Annotated in this window: 15 protein-coding genes; 7 read left to right on the top strand and 8 right to left on the bottom strand. The window is 76.0% G+C overall.

All coding sequences use genetic code 11. The annotated features are described in order from the left end of the window. The first annotated feature begins 83 nt into the window (after window positions 1-83). From K1J57_RS26015 to K1J57_RS26005, 3 genes are all read left to right on the top strand, one after another. The gene (locus K1J57_RS26015; protein WP_220561352.1) at window positions 84-1,031 is read left to right on the top strand and encodes a Ku protein; all 948 of its coding nucleotides are present in this window, start codon (window positions 84-86) and stop codon (window positions 1,029-1,031) included. A 207-nt stretch (window positions 1,032-1,238) separates the two neighbouring features. Next, window positions 1,239-2,084 (top strand): dimethylargininase, encoded by an 846-nt coding sequence (gene ddaH, locus K1J57_RS26010; protein WP_220561351.1) that lies wholly within the window; start codon window positions 1,239-1,241, stop codon window positions 2,082-2,084. Between the two features lie 207 nt (window positions 2,085-2,291). Then, the gene (locus tag K1J57_RS26005) at window positions 2,292-2,909 is read left to right on the top strand and encodes a TetR/AcrR family transcriptional regulator (protein ID WP_220561350.1); all 618 of its coding nucleotides are present in this window, start codon (window positions 2,292-2,294) and stop codon (window positions 2,907-2,909) included. A gap of 389 nt (window positions 2,910-3,298) precedes the next feature. On the opposite strand, the gene speB is transcribed toward K1J57_RS26005, so the two are convergent. Further along, window positions 3,299-4,252 (bottom strand): agmatinase, encoded by a 954-nt coding sequence (gene speB / locus K1J57_RS26000; RefSeq protein ID WP_220561349.1) that lies wholly within the window; start codon window positions 4,250-4,252, stop codon window positions 3,299-3,301. 229 nt (window positions 4,253-4,481) lie between these two features. Here speB and K1J57_RS25995 point away from each other — a divergent pair, with 229 nt between their 5' ends. Together K1J57_RS25995 and K1J57_RS25990 are read left to right on the top strand one after the other, a co-directional pair. Beyond that, window positions 4,482-5,978, top strand: coding sequence for a PucR family transcriptional regulator (locus K1J57_RS25995; protein WP_255646608.1), 1,497 nt, complete (start codon window positions 4,482-4,484; stop codon window positions 5,976-5,978). Between the two features lie 309 nt (window positions 5,979-6,287). Beyond that, on the top strand, window positions 6,288-7,607 hold the full coding sequence (locus K1J57_RS25990; protein WP_220561348.1) for a GAF domain-containing protein: 1,320 nt from the start codon (window positions 6,288-6,290) through the stop codon (window positions 7,605-7,607). 280 nt (window positions 7,608-7,887) lie between these two features. Here K1J57_RS25990 and K1J57_RS25985 read toward each other — a convergent pair whose 3' ends face one another. Further along, window positions 7,888-8,400: a hypothetical protein gene (locus tag K1J57_RS25985; protein ID WP_220561347.1), complete on the bottom strand. Its 513-nt coding sequence runs from the start codon at window positions 8,398-8,400 to the stop codon at window positions 7,888-7,890. A 543-nt stretch (window positions 8,401-8,943) separates the two neighbouring features. Between K1J57_RS25985 and K1J57_RS25980 the strand changes: the two genes are divergently transcribed. Continuing rightward, window positions 8,944-10,176: a PLP-dependent aminotransferase family protein gene (locus K1J57_RS25980; RefSeq protein ID WP_220565798.1), complete on the top strand. Its 1,233-nt coding sequence runs from the start codon at window positions 8,944-8,946 to the stop codon at window positions 10,174-10,176. 48 nt (window positions 10,177-10,224) lie between these two features. Then, entirely contained in the window at window positions 10,225-11,175 is a 951-nt protein-coding gene (locus tag K1J57_RS25975) for a D-alanine--D-alanine ligase (protein WP_220565797.1), read from the top strand. 63 nt (window positions 11,176-11,238) lie between these two features. Here K1J57_RS25975 and K1J57_RS25970 read toward each other — a convergent pair whose 3' ends face one another. From K1J57_RS25970 to K1J57_RS25950, 6 genes are all read right to left on the bottom strand, one after another. Next, on the bottom strand, window positions 11,239-12,201 hold the full coding sequence (locus tag K1J57_RS25970; protein ID WP_220561346.1) for a S1C family serine protease: 963 nt from the start codon (window positions 12,199-12,201) through the stop codon (window positions 11,239-11,241). A gap of 183 nt (window positions 12,202-12,384) precedes the next feature. After that, window positions 12,385-13,143, bottom strand: a complete 759-nt coding sequence (locus K1J57_RS33715) for an SDR family oxidoreductase (protein ID WP_255646606.1) — start codon at window positions 13,141-13,143, stop codon at window positions 12,385-12,387. Next, entirely contained in the window at window positions 13,140-14,000 is an 861-nt protein-coding gene (locus K1J57_RS33710; protein ID WP_255646605.1) for a TauD/TfdA family dioxygenase, read from the bottom strand. The genes K1J57_RS33715 and K1J57_RS33710 overlap by 4 nt, the downstream gene beginning before the upstream one ends. Before the next feature lie 38 nt (window positions 14,001-14,038). Then, entirely contained in the window at window positions 14,039-18,205 is a 4,167-nt protein-coding gene (locus tag K1J57_RS25960) for an AMP-binding protein (RefSeq protein ID WP_220561345.1), read from the bottom strand. Next, entirely contained in the window at window positions 18,202-18,774 is a 573-nt protein-coding gene (locus K1J57_RS25955; RefSeq protein ID WP_220561344.1) for a DUF6309 family protein, read from the bottom strand. Before K1J57_RS25955 ends, K1J57_RS25960 begins: the two co-directional genes overlap by 4 nt. Before the next feature lie 6 nt (window positions 18,775-18,780). Continuing rightward, complete coding sequence (locus K1J57_RS25950; RefSeq protein ID WP_220561343.1) at window positions 18,781-19,560, bottom strand: phytanoyl-CoA dioxygenase; 780 nt, start codon at window positions 19,558-19,560, stop codon at window positions 18,781-18,783. Window positions 19,561-19,711: the final 151 nt, after the last annotated feature.

Below are 19,711 nucleotides of genomic sequence, written 5' to 3'. Positions count from 1 at the left end.
GGAAAAGTCCCATGACTGGTTCTTTGTTCTTTTCGACCGGTATTTTGCCCGCCCCCGGTGATCATGGGGACTAGGGAGGCACCATGGTCAATCCTGTCTGGGTGGGCACCCTCATGTTCGGCGAAGTGCCGATCGGGGTGCGCCTCTACAGCGCCCGCGAGCGCCGCGGACCGGTCCTGCACCAGTTCGAACGCGGCACCGCCGACCGCATCCGCTACGTCCGCGTCAACGAGCGCACCGGCGAGGAGGTCCCCGCCGAGAAGATCGTGCGCGGCGCCCGCACCGCCGTCGAGGACGAGTACGTCGTCCTGGAACCGGAGGAACTGGAGGAGATCCTCCCGCACGGGTCGCGCACCATGCGCCTGGACGGGTTCGTCTCCGAGGGGTCGGTCGGGCCCCTCTGGTACGCCTCCACCTACTACATGGCCCCGCGCGACCCCGCCGACGCCCAGCCCTACCAGCTGCTCTACGCGGCCCTGGACCGCACGCGCCGGGCGGGGACGGCCACCGTCGTCCTGCGCGACCGCGAGTCCCCGGTGCTCATCGAGCCGACCCGCGGCGTGCTGTCCGCCTCCACCCTGTGGTGGCCCGACGAGGTGCGCGCCCCCGACGACGTGATGCCGCCGGTGCCCTACCCCGCGCTGGGCAAGGAGGAGCTGGCGCTGGCCGCCGAACTGGTCGACTCGCTGTCGGTCGACTGGGACCCGGCCCGCTACGAAGACAGCTACGGCCACCGCCTCACCGAACTGGTGCGGGCCAAGGCCAGGGGAGGCACCATCACCCACCGGCCCGGCGGGGAGGACCGGCCGCGCCGGACCGAGGGGTCCTCCAGGGACGGCGCTCTCCAGGAGGCGCTGCGCCGCAGCCTCCCGCACGGGCGCGCCCCCGGGCCGCGCCCGCCCGCCCGCGGCGAGGGCCGGCGCACCAAGCGCGAACTGCTCCGGCGCGCCTCGGAGCTGGACGTGCCGGGCCGCTCCAAGATGAACCGTGAGGAACTGGAGGAGGCGGTGGCCCGCGCGGGCGGCCGCTGACCGCCCGCCCCGCGGCCGCCCCCGCGCCCGTCCGGGCGCGGGGGCGGCCCGTGCCGGGGACCGCGTGTTCACCGAACCGTGCCCCTTGGCCCGGCCCCGGTGCGGGTATCCCCACATCGAACGGACGAACCCCGAGGCGGCGCACGGTGGTGAAGGCCGCGCCGCCGCGGGGGTCCGTGATTCCCGACGGTCTCACTGGGAGGTTCAATGAAGAACCCGACCGGTCCGGTGGCGGTTCGACGGCACTACCTCATGTGCCGCCCCACCTATTTCGCGGTCGAATACGCGATCAACCCCTGGATGGACCCCGCCGTGCGGGTCGACCGGGAGCGGGCGATCCGCCAATGGGAGGCGCTGCGCGACCTCTACCTGGAGCTGGGCCACGAGGTCCAGGAGATCTCGCCCATCGAGGGGCTGCCGGACATGGTGTTCGCGGCCAACGGCGCCCTGGTGGTCGACGGCCGGGTCTACGGCGCCCGCTTCGCCAGCGCCGAACGCACCCCCGAGGGGCCCGCCTACCTGGAGTGGTTCCGGGCCGCGGGGTACACCGAGACCCGGGAGCCCAAGCACGTCAACGAGGGGGAGGGCGACTTCATCACCCTCGACGACGTGGTCCTGGCCGGCACCGGGTTCCGCACCGAGGCGGCCGCGCACCAGGAGGCCGAGCGCTTCCTGGGCCGCCCGGTGGTGACCCTGCAACTGGTGGACCCCCGCTTCTACCACCTGGACACGGCCCTGTTCGCGCTGTCGGGCGAGCGCGTCGCCTACTACCCGGGCGCGTTCTCCGCGGGCAGCCGCAGGGTGCTGGAGGCGCTGTTCCCGGACGCCCTCCTCGCCACCGAGGACGACGCCCGCGTCCTGGGCCTGAACGCCGTCTGCGACGGCCGCAACGTGGTCCTGGCCGCCGAGGCGCGGGACCTGGCCGACCGGTTGCGCGCCGAGGGCCTGACCGTCCACCCGGTGGAGCTGGACGAGCTGCGCAAGGCCGGCGGCGGCGCCAAGTGCTGCACGCTGGAGCTGCGTCCGGCGTACGGGCAGGCCGTGACGGACTGACGGGAGGCGGCCGGGTCCCGCGCACCCGTGTGCGGTATCCGGCCGTCCAAACCCCGGAGAATGTGGGATACACCACCACGGGTGAGGGTGGACTCACTCGTAGTCACAGGTCATCCGTCCGCCACGGAATCCGAAGCCCCTCCGCGCCCGGAAACGGGTGCCGGGAGGCCCTGGTCAAAAGAGGGCGGATCAATAGGGTTCGTCAGAGTGAAGAGCAAACAGCGCAGACTACCGCGTCGGATCCGTGAACAACTGATGATCGACGCCGCCGTCACGGAATTCTCCCGGGGCGACTACCACACGGTGCGCGTCGAGCAGATCGCCGCGGCCGCGGGAACCTCCAAACCGACGGTGTACCACTATCTGGGCTCCAAGGAAGGCATATTCACCGCCTGCGTGCGCCGCGAGTCCGAACGCCTCATGCTCACCCTGCGCGCCGCCGTCCACGACCCCCGCGCCCCGCGCGGGGAGGACCCCCTGCGCCGCGGAATCCGCGCCTTCTTCGGATTCGTGGTCGAGAACAGGGAGAGCTGGACCGTCCTGTACCGGCGCGCCGCCGCCGGCCCCTTCGCCGCCGAGGTGACCCGGGCCCGCGACCGCGTGCTGGCCGAGGTCACCGACCTCATCACCACCTGCGGCGGACTGCCCGGGGACGTGCGCGAGCGCGACGCCGCGCTGCTGGCCAGGATCGCGGTGAGCACCGCCGACGCGTTCGCCGACTGGCTGCTGGACCACCCGGGGGAGAGCCCCGAGGCGATGGCCGACCACGTCACCGCCCTGACCTGGGCGCACCTGGAGGCACGCGGCGCCCCGGCCGGAGCGTAAGGCGTCTCCGGCGGATCATTCCGGGTCGCGGCCGCCGGGCCGACCTCGCCGCGCCGCCTGGGCTCGGACGGCCTACCCCGGGCCGACCTCGCCGGGAGGCTTGCGGGAAGTCACCCGACGACCGCTCCCGGCACCCGGCGCGAGCGCCGGGCCACACGAGAGCATCCACCGAACACGCCTTGGCGGCGGGGCGCCCGCGTGCGCCGGAGCGCCCCGCCGCTCCGGCCCGGGGCCCGCCCGGAGGAGGCGTGCGGCCGTTCGGAGGGACGCGGGGCGCAGCCGGAAGGGCGCCGAGGCCGGCCCCCACACCGGTCCTCGACGCCCTTGAGGACCTTCCGCCGCGCGACGGGCGGGCCGCAGCGGGGCGGAAGGTCCGGAAGAGTACGGCCTCAGGCCCTGCGGGCGTGGTTCAGCGCGAGCACGCTGACCAGGTCGTAGGCGACGTGGGAGGCCGCCGTCGAGGTGATCTGCGCGTGGTCGTAGGCCGGGGCGACCTCCACCACGTCGGCGCCCACCAGGTTGCAGGAGGACAGCCCGCGCAGGATCTCCAGCAGCTCGCGGCTGGTCAGCCCGCCCGCCTCGGGGGTGCCGGTGCCGGGCGCGTGCGCCGGGTCCAGCACGTCGATGTCCACCGACACGTAGAGCGGCCGGTCGCCGATGCGCTGGCGCAGCGCGTCGGCGATCTCGTCCACGCCCTTGCGCATGACGTCGGCGGAGGTGACGATCCCGAAGCCGAAGCGGCGGTCGTCCTCCAGGTCCTTCTTGCCGTACAGGGGCCCCCGGGTACCGACGTGGCTGATCGCCTCGGTGTCGAGGATGCCCTCCTCCACGGCCCGGCGGAACGGGGTGCCGTGGGTGTAGGGCTCGCCGAAGTAGGTGTCCCAGGTGTCCAGGTGGGCGTCGAAGTGCAGCATCGCGATGGGGCCGTGCTCGCGGTACAGCGAACGCAGCAGCGGCAGCGCGATGGTGTGGTCGCCGCCCAGGGTGACCAGGCGGGTGCCCGCACGCACGAAACCGGAGGCGGCCTCGTCGATGGTCTCCACGGCGTCGCCGATGGAGAACGGGTTGACCGCGATGTCCCCGCCGTCGACCACCTGGGCGGTGGCGAACGGGGACACGTCCAGGCCCGGGTGGTAGGGGCGCAGCAGGCGGCTGGCCTCGCGGATGGCGGAGGGGCCGAACCGGGCGCCCGGACGGTAGGAGACACCGGTGTCGAAGGGGACGCCGACCACGGCGATGTCGGCCCGCTCGACCTGGTCGATGCGGGGCAGCCGCGCGAACGTCGCGGGTCCGGCGAAACGCGGTACGAGGCTGGAGTCGGTGGGTCCGATCGGTGCGCTCATCGGGCGGTGGTGTCCCTCTCGTGGTCGGCGCGCTCTGCGCGGCGGGTCGGGGTGCGACCGGCGACGTCGTCGGCGTCGGCCGCACGCGCTCCGGTCAGGGTAGGCGGGAACCCGGGACCGCTCCAGTGGACGAAAAGCACAACCGGGTGTGTTCCCATGGACGGAGTATCCAAGGCCGCTCCAGGGGCCGGGGGACGTCCGGCGAGGGCCGGGCGGGGGAGGGGGACGGGTGGACGAGGAGCACCGCGGGGCCGACGGCATCGCGCTGGGCACCGTGCTGGCCCGTCGCGACCTGGGCCTGCGCCCGGTCGTGGAGGCAGGGGACCCGGCGGTGACCTGGGCGGTGTCCAGCGAACTGGCCGACCCCACCCCCTACCTGCGCGGCGGCGAGCTGCTGCTGACGGCCGGCAGCGGGCTGCCCGCGGACGGGGCCGGGGTCCGCGCCTACGTGGCCGCCCTGGTGGAGACCGGGGTGGCCGCCCTCGGGTTCGGCGTCACCCCGGTCCACGACGCCGTCCCGGCCGCCTTGGCGGAGCAGTGCCGCCTGCACGGGCTCCCCCTGTTCGAGGTGCCCCGCCCCACCCCCTTCGCCGCCGTGGCCCGGGCCGTCGCCGAGGCGCTGGAGGAGGTGCGGCTGCGCGACCTGCGCCGCCTGGGCGAGGCCCACCGCGACATGGCCCGCGCCGTCTCCGCCCCCGACCCGGCCGAGCGCGTCCTGCGGGTGCTGGCCTCGGCCCTGGACGCCTGGGCCCTGGTCCTGGGGCCGGGCGGGTCGGTGGCGTTCTCCGCCCCCGGGGCGCCCGAGGACCCAGGGCCGGAGGCCGCCGAGCTGCTGGGCCGCCTGACGGCGCCGGCCGGACCGCGCAGCGCCAAGACCCGCCTGGCGGGCGACGAGGTGTTCTGGCACACCGTCGGCACACCGCCCCGCGAGTACGGGGTGCTGCTGGTGGGGCGCCCCGAACCGCTGGGCCTCACCGACCGCGCCGTGCTGCGCACCGCCACCGCCCTGCTCGACCTGGTCGCGCGCACCGCGCCCGCGCCGCCCCCGGTCCCCGGGGCGCTGATCGCCGCGCTGCTGCTGGACGGCGGGCCCGGCGGCGCGGCGGCGCCCCTGCTCTCCGAACTGGCCGGAGACCCGTCGGCGGACCGCTACCGGGTGCTGCGCGCCGCCCCGGCCGGGACCGGCCGGCCCGCCCCGCCGCCGCTGCCCACCGCCGTCGCGGGCGCCCTTCCGGACGGGACCCTGCGCGCCGTCCTGGCCGACCGGGGCGCCGACGCCCACCGGGCCGACCTGGACGGCCTCGCCCTGTACGGCTGGACCGGTGCGGTCGGCGACCCGGTGCCGCCCGGGGACCTGCCCGGGGCCGACCGCCGCGCGGCCGCGCTGCTGGACCGTGCCCGCGCCGCGGGCACGCCGCTGCTGTGGGAGGAGGGCACCGACCCCTTCGCGGAACTCCTGGACCCGGCCGCCGCCGACGCCCTCGCCCGCCGGGTGCTGGGGCCGCTGGCGGGACGGGACGACACCGCCCGGATGCTGCGCGGCACCCTGCGGGCCTGGCTGACCCGGCACGGCGGCTGGGACCGGGCCGCCGCCGACCTGGGCGTGCACCGCAACAGCGTCCGCTACCGGATCGGCCGGATCGAACGCGAACTGGGAGTGGACCTGGGCGACCCCGAGCAGCGGATGCGGCTGTGGTTCGCCCTCACCCGCCTGCCCGGCGGCTGAGCCGCGGCCCGCGGCGGCCGGGCCGGGGAGGCGCGGTGGCCGTTTTCGGCCAATCGCGCGGTATCCCTTGCACGTCGGCTGTTCCCGGCCCCGGAGATGGTGGAAGCTGAAGGGCCACCCCGGCGTCCGGACCCGGTGGCCGCGCTCCGCCTCCCGTGCCTTCGGCCACCCGTCACCTCTCACAGAAAACGGATGTGGACAGTGCCATCGGCCTCCGAAACGCGCGTCTGTCGCGGTTCGCTCAACGACGCCGGATTCGAGGCAGGACACTGGATGGACGCCACCGTGAACACGAGGTCAGGGAGCCCCATGTCGTTTCCTCCGCTGGACACGGCCCTGCCCGCAGGGGTCGACGCCCGCGAACACGCCCTCGCACTGCGCCGGATGCACGACGCGTCCCTGAGCGGACGCCCCGGCCCGGTCCGGCCGCGGCCGGTCATCGAGGACTCCTGGAACCGAATGCGCCGCTTCGGCATCGACCCCGACGCCGGGCCGCCGCCGCGCCTGGTGTCCACCGACGAGCTGCACCGCCGCCGGCAGGAGTCCCCCATCGCCGAGGTCCTGCCGCTCATCCGCCGGTCCCTGGTGTCGGTCGCCGACGAGGCCGACCACATCATGCTGGTCACCGACGCCTCCGGCCAGATCCTGTGGCGGGACGGCTCGCACCGCATGCGCGGCGTCGGCGACCGGGTCGGACTCGTGGAGGGCTCCTACTGGAACGAGGGCAGCACCGGCACCAACGCCATCGGCACCGCCCTGGTGGTGGGCCGGCCGGTGCAGGTGTACTCGGCCGAGCACTTCGTGCGCAGCCTGCACACCCTGACCTGTGCCTGCGCCCCCATCCACGACCCGCGCGACGGGCGTCTGCTGGGCGCCATCGACGTCACCGGCCCGGTCTCCACCATCCACCCCTCCACCCTGGCCCTGGTCAGCGCCGTCGCCCAGCTGGCCGAGGCGCACCTGCAGAGCATCCACCACACCCACCTGGAGCGGCTGCGGGCGGTCTCGGCGCCCCTGCTGGCCGGGATGCGGGAGCGGGCCCTGGTGGTCGACGAGACCGGGTGGACGGCCGCCGCCGTCAACATGGAGCCCATCCGCCGGGTGCTGCTGCCCACGCACCGCGAGAGCGGTACCGCCTGGCTGCCCGCCCTGGGGGAGTGCTCTCTGGAGCCGCTGCCGGGCGGCTGGCTCGTCCGCCCCAGGCCCGCCGAGTGCACGGCGCCCTCGGTCGTCACCCTGGACCTGTCCGGGCCCGCCCCGGAGGTCACGGTCGAGGGCAGCAGCGGCAGCTGGGCGCACCGGCCCACCCCGCGCCACGCGGAGCTGCTGCTGTTGCTGGCGGTGCACCGGTCCGGGCGCACCGCCGCCGAGCTGTCCACCGACGTGTTCGGGGCGGTCGGGCACGTGGTGACCGTCCGGGCCGAGCTGTCCCGGCTCCGCCGCCACCTGGGCGGCATCGTGGAGAGCCGCCCCTACCGGTTCAGCGAGGACGTGGTGGTGCGCGTCGTGCTGCCCGACTTCCCCGAGGACCTGCTGCCGGGTTCGCACTCCCCCGGGGTGCGCGAATTGCGGTCCCGGGTGGGATCGGGTGACGGAGCGGTTCCCCTCGGTGTCGAGGTCGCAACCTAGTGCAACCGTTGCGGACGGGGTCCCGGGCGCGTTTGATGGGTCGTGCGCGGCCCCTGCCGGGGCGGACGTCGGGCAAGAGAGGGCGCGACGGCCGCAGCAACCGGGAGCGGTACCGGCGCCCGCCGTATCCGAGGCCTTGAGGGGGGCCGAGGAGCCGCGGCGGGCGCGTCCACAGGCCGGAGGTGGGTCCGGGACCTCGGGGGAGTCCGGACCGTCCGCGCATCGGCGGCGTCCCGGTACGGTCTCTCCGGGACGCCGCCCCGGCACCCTTCCGGGGCCCTCAGTCCTCGGTGCGGGCCGAGGCCGTGTCCTTCTGCCCGTCGGCGTCCTCGGCGGCCGGGGCGCACTGCAGGCAGTCCATCCGGAACACCTCCTCGCCGTCGACGGTGCCCACGAACGTGCCCGGCAGACCGTCGTCGCCCGCCGGGCGGGCGATCAGCGCCTCTCGGGACAGCTCGCCCTCGAACCGCACCGGGGCGCCCTCCTCGGTGGTGCCGGTGCAGTGCACGACGGTGGTGCCGCCGGCCTCGGCGTCGGCCTCCCGGGAGGGGGAGGCGTCGGCGGGCGGGGTCGTGCCGCACTCCAGGGCGCCTTCCAGCGGGTGCCCCTCGCGGGCGAAGGCGCGCTCGGCCCCCGGGCGCAGCACCGTCACCGACAGGGCCTCGGCGGTCCGCCGCAGCTCCACCGCGGCGGGGTCGGTCTCCGCCGCGGGCGAGCACGAGACGACGGCCCAGGCCGCGCCCGCCAGCAGGACCGCCAGCGGCGCGCGGGTCCCGGTCGAGCGGACTCCCATGGCTTCCCCTTCCTCCGGTCGGCCCGCCTCCGCGGCGGGCCCGCCCCCACGGTCGCCGAGGGGCGCCCGGCCGCACCGTTCCGACACGGTCACCGAGAGTGAAATATCGTCCAAGATCCGGTCATCGCCGTGCGGGTCACCGGATCCGGGCGGGTACTCCTCAGAGACGATGCGGACTGATCGGGCGAAAGGGGAAAGCGTGATGAACAGCACGAATCCCTTGTCCGGCGGGGGTCATGGCGGTGCACTGGGTTACACTCGCTGCATTTACCGAACCGTGTTCGCGCACGGCTCACCCGACCCGACCGTCGCATCGGCGTCGCCCCCGGCCCGGCCGCCACGGACGACCCGTGTGAACCGTGGGCCCGTCGAGGGCGTCGAAACCAGGACCAACGATGATCCCGGCGGCGCCGCACCGGCCCGCCCGACCGTCCTTCCCAACGGAGGTGGATCGTGTCCACTGACCCCCGAGAGCAACAGCCCGATCGCCAGGGCTCGCGCATCGACCCGCACATCGGCCGCTACGCGCGCCGAGCCCAGGGCATGGTCGCATCGGAGGTCCGGGCACTCTTCGCCGTCGCATCGCGCCCCGAGGTCGTCTCCCTCGCCGGCGGCATGCCCAACGTCGCGGCGCTCCCCCTGGAGCCGCTGGGCGAGCTGGTCAAGGACGTCGTCGCCGAGGAGGGCGCGGCCGCGCTCCAGTACGGCTCCGCCCAGGGCGACCCCGTCCTGCGCGAGCAGCTGTGCGAGTACATGAAACTCGAGGGCATCCACGCCGCCCCCGACGACGTCATCGTCACCGTCGGCTCCCAGCAGGCCCTGGACCTCATCACCCGGGTCTTCGTCGACCCCGGCGACGTCGTGCTCACCGAGGCGCCCACCTACGTCACCGCCATCAACACCTTCACCGCGTTCCAGGCCGACATCCGGCACGTGGGCATGGACGAGCAGGGCGTGGTCCCCGAGGAGCTGGAGGAGGCGCTGGTCCGCGCCGAGCTCGACGGGCGGCCGGTCAAGTTCTTCTACACGATCCCCAACTTCCAGAACCCGGCCGGGATCACCATGAGCGCCGCGCGGCGCACCGCCGTCGTCGAGACCTGCCGCCGCCACGGCGTGCTCATCATCGAGGACAACCCCTACGGCCTGCTGCGCTACGACGGAGAGCCGCAGCCCACCCTGTACTCCCAGGGCGAGGGCAACGTCGTCTACCTCGGCTCGCTGTCCAAGACCCTGTCGCCCGGCCTGCGCATCGGCTGGGCCCTGGCCCCGGCCGCGGTCCGCGCCAAACTGGTCCTGGCCGCCGAGTCGGCGATGCTCAGCCACTCCACCTTCAACCAGCTGGTGGTGCGCCGCTACTTCCGCAAGTTCCCGTGGAAGGAGCAGATCAAGGCGTTCAACGGCATGTACAGCGAGCGCCGCGACGCCATGCTCTCCGCGCTGACCGCGATGATGCCCCAGGGCTGCACCTGGACGCGCCCCGAGGGCGGCTTCTTCGTCTGGGCGACCCTGCCGGAGGGCATCGACGCCAAGGCCATGCTGCCCCGCGCCGTCACCGAACGCGTCGCGTACGTGCCCGGCACCGGGTTCTACGCCGACGGCCGCGGCCGCCAGAGCATGCGGCTGAGCTTCTGCTACCCCACCCCGGAGCAGATCCGCGAGGGAGTCCGGCGCCTGGTCGGAGCCATCGAGGGCGAGCTGGACCTGCGTGATACGTTCGGCAGCACCCTCGCCCCGCCCACCGAGGGCGACCAGGCCCCCGCCCCCGACACGCCCTGACCCCGAGGGGCACCGAGCAACATGACAGCACAGAAGGAGGTCCGCGCCGTGGCCGACCTTGACCGCGTTCTCGTTCTCGCCGGGGGCCTGTCCCCCGAACACGAGGTGAGCGTCCACTCCGGACGCAGTGTCGCCGAGGCGCTGCGCCGACTGGACGTGGAGGTCCAGGTCGCCGACGTCGACGCCACCCTGCTGGACCGGCTCACCGCGGACCCGCCCCAGGTGGTCTTCCCCGTCCTGCACGGGTCCGCGGGCGAGGACGGCACCATCCGCGAGGTCCTCGACCTGGTCGGAGTTCCCTACGTGGGGGCCGCCCCCGCCGCCTGCCGCCTGGCCTACGCCAAGCCCACCGCCAAGGCGCTCATGGCCGCCCGCGGCGTGCGGGTGCCGCGCGGCGCCGTCCTGCCCAAGTCCGCCTTCCACGACCTGGGCGCCCCGGCGCTGCTGGCCAGGCTCGCCGACCGGCTGGGCTCGCCGCTGTTCGTCAAGCCCGACCGGGGCGGATCGGCGTTCGGCGCCACCCCCGTCACCGGGGTGCAGGACCTGTCCGCCGCCCTGGTGTCGTGCTTCGCCTACAGCGACTCGGCCCTGGTCGAGGAGCAGGTGCAGGGCACGGAGCTGGCCGTGGGCGTGCTCGACACCGGCGACGGGCCCACCGCCCTGCCGCCGGTGGAGATCGTGCCCGACGGCGGGGTGTACGACTACGCCGCCCGCTACACCGCCGGCCGCACCGAGTTCTTCTGCCCGGCCCGGCTGCCGGAGGAGGTCCTGGCGGCGGCCCGCGAGGTGGCGCTGACCGCGCACCGCGCGCTGGGGCTGCGGGACCTGTCCCGCACCGACCTCATCGTCACCGACGGGGGCGAGGTCATCTTCCTGGAGGCCAACGTCGCCCCCGGGCTGACCGAGACCTCCACCTTCCCGATGGCCGCGGCCGCTGCCGGGCTGGACTTCGCGGTCCTGTGCCGGGAGCTGGCCCACCAGGCGCTGCTGCGCGGCTGACCCGGACCGGGGGAGAGGGGCCCGCCGTCCGGCGGGCCCCTCTCCGTGTTCCGCGCGCCCGGCTCAGCGGGCCGGGGCCAGCTCCTCCGGGACGGCCACCACGTCCACCAGCGCGCCCTTGCGCAGCACGGTGATGGGCATGCGCGAGCCGATCGCCGTGCCCAGCATCAGCCGCTGCAGCCCCTGGCCGTCCTGGACCGGGTGGCCGGCGGCGTGCAGGACCACGTCGCCCAGGTGGATCCCGGCGACCCCGGCGGGGCTGCCCGGCACCACCTCCACCACGCGCAGGCCGCGCGTGCGGCCGGTGCGCCCGGCGATCTCCGGCGGCAGCGGGGCCGGGACCCCGGCCACCCCCAGCCAGGCGCGCCGCACCCGGCCCCGGGAGACCAGGTCGGCGATGATGCCGCGGGTGGTGGAGTTGATCGGCACCGCCAGGCCCAGCCCGTACCCGGCGACGGCGGTGTTGACGCCCACCACCCGGCCCCGGGAGTCGGCCAGCGCGCCCCCGGAGTTGCCCGGGTTGAGGGCGGCGTCGGTCTGGATGACGTCGTCGATGAGCCGCACGTGCCGCCCCTCCCGGGCGGGCAGCGACCGGCCCAGCCCGGAGACGATCCCGGCGGTGACCGATCCCGACAGCCCGAACGGGTTGCCGACGGCCACCACCAGGCGGCCCACGGTCAGGGTGTCGGCGTCCCCCAGGGTCACGGGCGGGGCGAGGTCGCGCTCGGTGCGCAGCACCGCCAGGTCCGAGAGGGGGTCGGCGCCGACCACGGTGAACGCGGCCTCGGAGCCGTCGCCGAACGCGGCCCGGCCCCGGTCGGCGCCGTCGACGACGTGTGCGCTGGTGAGCAGGAGCCCGTCGGGCGTGAAGACCACGCCCGATCCGGAGCCGGAGCCGCGGGGGCCGCGCAGGGTCAGGGCGGCGACGCTGGGCAGGACCGTCTCGGCGACGGCCGTGACGGTGGAACTGTAGGAGTCGAGGATTTCCTGGTCCGGTGTCTGCGCTGTGTTCTTCTCAGCGTCCATGTGCACCCCAACACCGGCCGGCCCCCGCTGATGCCGGGAAGCCCTTGCGCCCAGGGCGAACGCGCGGGCCGGCGGGCCGCCACGCCACGGCGGCCCACCGGCTCGGTCGGACCCGTGTCACCGGCCCGACGCCCCGATGACACCACGCCCCGCCGGTGCCGGGCAAGGGGGGCGGAGCCGGGATCAGCCCCTTCCCGTGTAGGGCATGGCGGTGGGCAGCACGGTGAGCGAGTGGACGTTCGCCCCCGGCGGCATCGCCGCCATCAGCAGCAGGGCCTCGGTGAACCGCTCCACCGGGATCACCGGCTCCACGGCCGTGGAGCCGTCGGCCTGCAGCGCCGCGGGCTGAGGCCCCCCGTCCGCGGGGGCGACGTTGCCGACGTCGATCTGCCCGCAGGCGATGCCGTGGGCCCGCCCGTCCAGCGTCAGGGAGCGGGTGATGCCCAGGACCGCGTGCTTGGCCGCGGTGTAGGCGATCGCGTGCGGCCGGGGCACGTGGGCGGAGGGCGCGCCGTTGTTGATGATCCGGCCGCCGGGCGGGGACTGGTCGCGCATCACCCGGAACGCCTCCCGCGAGCACAGGAAGGTCCCGGTGACGATGGTGTCCAGGACCGTGTGCCAGTCGGCGAGGTCGACCTCGGGCACGGGGACCCGCGGGACGGCCGCGCCCGCGTTGTTGAACAGCAGGTCCACCCGGCCCAGCTCCCGGACCGCGGCGGCGAACAGCGCCCGGACCGCCTCGGGGTCGCGGATGTCGGTGGGCACGGCCAGGGCGTTCCCGGCGTCGCTCCCGGCCAGCCGCAGGGTCTCCTTGAGGGCCTCCTCGCGGCGGCCCGCCACGACCACCCGCCACCCGTCCCCCAGCAGGGCGAGGGCGGCGGCCCGCCCCAGGCCGCTGCCGCCCCCCGTGACGACGCAGACGCCGCGCCCCGTGCCGCTCACAGCTCCTCCGCGCTCATCCAGGCGCGCAGGATCCGCCGGGCGCGGGGCCCGGGCTCGTCGGTGTAGGCGGTGCGCGCGTGCAGGACCCGGCTGTTGCGGAGCAGCAGCAGGTCGCCCGCCTCCATGCCGAGGGTGAAGGCGACCTCGGGGCGGTACAGCACACCGTCCAGGGTCTCCAGGGCCTCCCACTGGCGGTCGGTCAGCGGGGGGCCGCCCCGCTCCGGGGAGGTGCGCACGGTGCGCGGCTGGTAGTAGCAGTTCGACGTCCCGTCCGGCCCGGTGAAGAGGATGGGGGTGACCACCACCTGCTCCCCGGCCCGGCCGGTGCGGTCGAACGTCCAGTCGCCCTCCAGTTCGGCCAGGGCGCCGGGGTACTCGCGGCGGATGATGTCGCGCGCGGTGCGGGCGCTGGCCAGCCGGGTCCGGCCGCCGCCGTCGGCGGCCGGCTGGAGGCACAGCAGCACCAGGACGTCGCAGGTGTCGCAGTGGAACGCCAGCTCCGTGGCGCCGTCGCCGTCCTGGTCGCGCAGGATCCGCGTCAGGGCCCCCTCCGTGTTCTGGGGGATGACCTCGCCCAGGGCGCGGAGCAGGAACAGCAGGCCCGAGGCGAGCTCGGACTCGGGTCGGGAGGCCACCGCCGCGTTGGACACGTGCGCGAACCCGACCGCCCCCAGCCCGCCGGACAGGAAGGAGCGCAGGCGCTCGCGCACCGGTACGGCCCCGTTCCAGTCGCCCTTCGCCGCGTCGGCCCACAGGGCGTCGCGCTCCGCGTCGTCCAGCCGGGTCGTCCACAGGGAGGGCCGGTTCTCCAGGTCGTCGGTGGTCCATCCGAGTTCGAGCGTGCTGCGGTCGGTCAAGGCTCTCTCCTGGGGTCGTGGGAAGGAGTGGCGGCTGTTCACTGGGTGACGCTCTCCCGGGGCACGGGCACCGGGGGGAGGAACCCGGCGTCCGAGGCCCAGGCCAGCGCGGCCGCCCACCAGCGCCGGGTGGGCGGTGCGAAGGCGATGCCGTGCCGTCGTAGGACGGACACCGTGTAGGCGGAGTCCACGGTCACGTTGCGTTCCCCGAGCCGCGACCAGGCCGCCGCCAGGCCGATCTCGGTCGGGTGGAGCCGCTCGGCGCGCTCCAGGGCCGCCGCGAAGGCGGCGTCGTCCCCGAGGGCGACGGGGTGGCCGCACGCGTTGATCCATCGCACCAGGTCATCATGGGCGACGGTGTGCGGGTTCTCCACGTGGTACACGCCGGGGGCGGTGTGGGGGTGCAGCGCCAGGGAGGCGATGGCGGCCGCCACGGTGTCCACGTAGGAGAACGCGAAGGAGTCGTCCGGCCGCCGGGGGGCGGCGCCGGACAGGACGTAGCCGCGCACCAGCTGGTACACGCGGTTGTCGGCGATGTTGGCCTGGAACGCCCCGGTGCGGCTGTGCGCGGCGACGTGGCCGCTGCGGTGCACGTGGCAGGGGCGGCCCGAGGCGGCCCAGGAGCGGAGCACCTCCTCGGCGGCGAACTTGGCCCGTTCGTAGGGGGTGCGGAACTCCTGCCCGATCCACAGGTCGGCCTCCCCGAAGGTGCGGGGGCCGCCCGCCGCCGTCCCGGACACCGCGAGCGTGGACAGGTGGTGCAGCCGGGCGCCCGGGGCGTGCCGGTCCATCCAGTCCACCAGCCGCCGCACCGCGGCCGTGTTGGCGTTCTCCAGCTCGGCCGGCGGGGCGACCAGGCGCACGTCGGCCGCCGCGTGGACGACGGCGTGCGCCCGCCCGGCCCGGCGCACGGCCGCCTCGTCCATCCCCAGCCCCTCGCGGGTGATGTCCCCGCGCACGGCCTCGACCGCGCCGGTGCCGCCGCCGACCCGGCGCACGGCCTCGGCGTCGGTGGAGGCGCGCACCAGGCAGGTGACCCGGGCGCCCCGGTCCAGGAGCTCGGTGAGCAGGTGGCCGCCGATGTACCCGGTGGCGCCGGTGAGCAGGACCCGCACGGGTTCGCGGGACACCCGGGTCCGGGGTTCGGGGGGCGCCCCGGCCAGCAGCGGCTGGCCGGAGGTGGAGGCCGGGACCCGCACCGCCGCGGGGGGCTCCGCCCCGGCGGCCGCGGCGACCTCCGCGCCGAAGCGGGCGACGATCTGCCCGGCCTCGGAATCGGCGACCCGGGGGTGGGCGTACACCAGGTCGGCGACCAGGCGGCCGTCCACCACCCGCGCGGTCAGGCGCAGGTCCTGGAGGGTGTCGCCGTCGTCGCACCGCGCCACGCCCGCCTGCTCGGGGGCCGCGGACCAGCGCAGGGACGGCTCCCGCGGCGGCCGGAAGGCGCCCAGGAAGTTGAAGCCGGTGGCGGGCCGCTCGCCGGGCGCGTCCAGGGGGATCTCGGGGGCGGCCGCCAGGGCGCGCTCCACGTCCCGGGGCGAGGCCGTGCCGGGCAGCCGTACCCGCCGCACCGCGGTGAACCAGCCGACGGTGTCGAGGAAGGGGTCGCCCGCCGCGGTCGTGTCCCGGCCGTGCGCCTCCACCTCCACGTCGGTCCCGCCGGGTCCGCAGCGGTGCCCCAGGGCCCGGGCGAAGGCGCCGAGCAGGAGGGCCTCCAGCCGGCGGCCGCCCGCCCGGGACAGCGCCGTGGTGGCGTCCGGGGGCAGGGACCAGACCAGGGCCCGGGGCCGGGCGCCGTCGCGCGGCGCCGGGGCGGGGGCGGGGGCGGGCCGGGGGCCGGCCTGCGGGGCCCGCGCGGCCCAGCGGTAGAAGTCCCCGGCCGGTGCGGTGTCCGGGGTCCCGACCAGGGCGCGGCGGTAGGCGTGGGCGAGGTCGTCCAGCAGGATGCGCCAGGACACCCCGTCCACGACCAGGTGGTGGGCGATCACCGCCAGGCGGTCGTCCGAGCCGGGGCCGCCCCGGAAGAGGTGGACCCGCAGCAGGCGCCCCGATCCGGGGTCCAGGGAGCGGTGGAGCTCGGTGCAGACCCCGTGGATCGCGGCGGGCGCGTCCGCGGGGTCGTCCGGCAGCGGGGAGAAGCCCACCGCTCCGGGGCCGTCGGCGGCCCGGGGCGCGCCCGGCCCGGCCGGGCCGATGGGGCGGCGCAGCGCCTCGTGCCGGTGCAGGACGGCCTGCACGGCGGCGGTGAGCGCCTCGGGGACGACCCGGCGCCCGCAGCGCAGCAGGACGGACTGGTTCCAGTGCCGCGGGTCGCTCAGGGGGGTCCCCAGCAGCCAGCGCTGGGCCGGGGCCGCCGCGCCGTGCGGCCGCCGGGTCCGGCTCCCCCGCCCCGCCCCGGGGCCGGCCGCGGCCTCCCCGGGGCGGGACGCCCGCGCCAGCCCCGCGGGGGTCGGGTACCGGTAGAAGTCCTCGAACCGGGCCCGCCGTCCCAGCCTGCGCAGCAGGGAGACCGTGCGCATCGCCAGGATGGAGTCGCCGCCCAGGGCCAGCACGTCGGCGTCGGGGGCCATGGCGGGGACACCCAGGGCCGCGGCCCACAGTCGGGCGATCGCGTCGGCGGTCCCGGGCCCCTCCGGCTCCGGCGCCTCCGGCTCCGGTGCCCGTGGCCCGGTCTCCCGGGCCCGGGAGCCGAGCACGCGGTCGATCTCCGCGGCGATCCTGTCCCGGTCGAGCTTGCCGTTGGGGGTGGTGGGCAGTTCGGGCAGGGCCACCAGCGGGGCCGGGACCGCGTGGTCGGGCAGCCGCTCGCGCAGGAGGGCGCGCACGGCCTCCGGGTCCCCGCCCGGGGACAGCCGCACCGCGGCGGCCAGCCGCGGGCCGTCGGGGGTGGTGCGGACCACCACCGCGCAGCGGGCCACCCCCGGGCACGCCTCGGCGACCCGTTCGACCCCGTCCGGGTCGACCCGGAAGCCGCGCACCTTCACCTGCCGGTCGGTGCGGCCGACGAAGACCAGGTTGCCGTCCGGGCGGCGGCGGCACACGTCGCCGGTGCGGTACACGCGCCCGCCGTCGATCCGGACGAAGCGCTCGGCCGTCTCCCGGGGCAGGCCCAGGTAGCCCGCGGCCACCCCGCTCCCCCCGATGAGGAGCTCCCCCTCGCCGGTCCCCGCGACGGTGTTCCCGTCGGGTCCGACCAGGCGCAGCACGGCGTCCCCGATGGGGGTGCCGATGGGCACGGTGGACTCGTCGGCCGGCAGCCCGGCGGCCTCCCGGGCGGTGAAGCAGGTGGCGCCGACGGTGGTCTCGGTGGGGCCGTAGTGGTTGACCACGCGGTGCGCGACCCCGCGCTCCAGCAGGTCGGCGGCCAGGGCGCGGGGCAGGGCCTCACCGCCCAGGATCAGGGTGTCCAGGGGCGGGGCGTCGGCGGGGCGCCCCTCCAGCAGGACGGCGAGGTGGGAGGGGGTCGTCTTGAGCCAGCGCGTCCCGTGGCGGGCCAGGCACGGCCAGAAGGCCCGGGGGTCGCGGGCGAGGCCGTCGGGGACGACGTGGACCGAGCCGCCGGTCGCCAGGGCCAGGAGCCAGGCGGTGTGGCCGAGGTCGGCGGCCAGGGTGGTGACGTGGGCCAGGCGCGGTGCGTCGGCGCGGGTCAGGCCCAGCCGCCGCCGCAGGGCGCGGGCGTAGTGGACCGCGTTGGCGTGGGTGACGGCCACGGGTTTGGGCTCGCCGCTGGAACCCGAGGTGAAGGACAGGTAGGCGGTGTCGCGGGGGGCGGCGGCGGGCCGGACCGCCGGGACCGTGCCGGGTCCGGCCCGGAAGGGGTCCAGGACCTCGACCCTGCGCGCGCCGGGTATCCCGGCCCCCTCCTCGGCGGCCAGCGCGTACCGGACCCCCGCCGCGTCCAGGCGGCGGGCCAGGTCGGCGCCGCTCCAGCCCGGGTCGACCAGCACCGCCGCGGCGCCCGCCCACAGGGTCCCGTGCAGCAGGGCCGGGAGCCGGGCGTCGCGGGGCCCCGCCAGGGCGACCCGGTCGCCCCGGCGCACCCCCATCCGCTCCAGGGCCGCCGCGGTGCGCAGGGCCGCCGCACGGAGCCCGCGGTGGTCGAGCGAGCGGTCGCCGTCGGTCAGGGCCGGGCGTTCGGGGTGGCGGCGGGCGGCCAGGTCGAGGAGGTCGGGCAGGGAGGGGGCGGGGCGGTGGGGCGCGGTCATGTTCTCCGTTCCGCGGTCGGTGTCCCCGGGCGGGCCCGGGGCGGGGCGGTGCCGGGCAGGCCGGCGACGAAGGCGGTCAGGCGCGTTCCCGGTCCCAGCCGTCCGGCCAGTTCCCACGCGAGCATCCGGTGCAGCCCGTCCAGGTGGACGAGGCCGCCGCGGACCCGCAGGTCCGCGTAGTCGTCGTGGTCCACCGGCCGGGTGCTGAGGTACACGGGGGTGAAGGGCGCCCGGGCCAGCAGGTCGAGCTTGGCCGCGCACACCGGGTTGGCCCGGGCCAGCTCCGGGCCTCCCCGGCGCAGGACCTCGGCGGCGCGGGCGACGGTCAGGCCGGTGCGGGGCACCAGTTCCCGGGCCCCGCCCTCGGCCAGGTGCCAGGGCAGGACGACGCCCAGGGCCTCCCGGGCGGTCAGCCGGACCCGGGACCAGGTGCCGAGCATCCGCTCGGCGCGCTCCAGGTTCTCCTCGCCGTCCCCGTTCGAGTTGGCCTCGTGCGGCCGGTCCCGCGGGTGGTCGCCGCGGTAGGCGGCCAGGACCTCGTCGAAGGGGACCTCTCCGAGCCGCTCCACGGGACCTCAGCCCGCGCTGTACTCGGTGAAGTGGCGCTCGGCGAACAGCTCCGGCCACCGGTCGCCGCCCAGCTCGAGCCGGCGGGCCCGGCGCAGCATGTCGCGCCAGTGGGGCTTGGCGGGCCGCCACCTCCCCCCGACCTGGCAGTAGGAGGCGTCGATGAAGTAGCGGTCGCGGCCCCCGCCTCGGTGCGGCACGGCCCGGCGCGCGTGGAACAGGGCGGAGTCGAGCAGCACCGTCGAGCCGGGGGGCAGGTCGGCGATGACGGTCTCGCCCGGCAGGACGGCGGTCCCCAGGTGGGCGCGCGCGGTCTTGCCGGCGCGCTCGCGGTGCGAGCCGGGCAGCACCGCCAGGTGCCCCATGGTGGCGTCCAGGCCCGCGGGGTAGTGCAGGGCGTGGACCATCAGCAGGTCCGCGCGGTCCCCGTCGTGCGGTTCGCGGTCGTGGTGCCAGGGCTTGCCCTCGGTGTCGGGGCCGTGCCGGGCGCTGTGCAGGTGGTGGTGGACGAAGGGGCCGCCCATGAGCGCGGCGATCCTCTCCAGCAGGGGCGTGAAGGTGAGGAGCTCCGCGTGGGCGGGCATCTCCAGTTCCACGAGCGGGGGCGGACCGTGCCGGTCCGGGGCCAGGGAGGAGGCGATCGAGCGTTCTCGGAGCCCGCGGTCGACCCAGTGGTCCACCTCGGGCAGCAGGCGCCGACACAGGTCGTCGGGCAGCAGGCCGGGGAGGACGAGGTGGCCGGATGCGGCGAAGCGTTCTCTGAGGTCGTCCGCGTTCTCGTCGCGCACGGAAGGGGGGAGGGTCAAGGTACCACCCGGATTCGCACGTCGGTTTTCAGGGGTGCCGGAATTGTTCATCGCGGGGACACCGGCCGATGTTCTTCGGTCGGTGTTTCCCGGTGGAAAACAACGGGGGGTTTCCGGAGGGGGTGAGTTCCGC

The organism is Nocardiopsis sp. MT53, from assembly GCF_019598965.1.
Classification (GTDB): domain Bacteria; phylum Actinomycetota; class Actinomycetes; order Streptosporangiales; family Streptosporangiaceae; genus Nocardiopsis; species Nocardiopsis changdeensis.
Note: the sequence above shows the minus strand (reverse complement) of the source record. Positions and strands in the feature narration are given on the sequence as shown.

Coding starts and splice junctions, on each gene's coding strand:
- K1J57_RS26015 (WP_220561352.1), top strand. CDS start 84: ATGGTCAATCCTGTCTGGGTGGGCACCCTCATGTTCGGCGAAGTGCCG.
- ddaH (WP_220561351.1), top strand. CDS start 1,239: ATGAAGAACCCGACCGGTCCGGTGGCGGTTCGACGGCACTACCTCATG.
- speB (WP_220561349.1), bottom strand. CDS start 4,252: ATGAGCGCACCGATCGGACCCACCGACTCCAGCCTCGTACCGCGTTTC.
- K1J57_RS25990 (WP_220561348.1), top strand. CDS start 6,288: ATGTCGTTTCCTCCGCTGGACACGGCCCTGCCCGCAGGGGTCGACGCC.
- K1J57_RS25985 (WP_220561347.1), bottom strand. CDS start 8,400: ATGGGAGTCCGCTCGACCGGGACCCGCGCGCCGCTGGCGGTCCTGCTG.
- K1J57_RS25980 (WP_220565798.1), top strand. CDS start 8,944: ATGGTCGCATCGGAGGTCCGGGCACTCTTCGCCGTCGCATCGCGCCCC.
- K1J57_RS25970 (WP_220561346.1), bottom strand. CDS start 12,201: ATGGACGCTGAGAAGAACACAGCGCAGACACCGGACCAGGAAATCCTC.
- K1J57_RS25960 (WP_220561345.1), bottom strand. CDS start 18,205: ATGACCGCGCCCCACCGCCCCGCCCCCTCCCTGCCCGACCTCCTCGAC.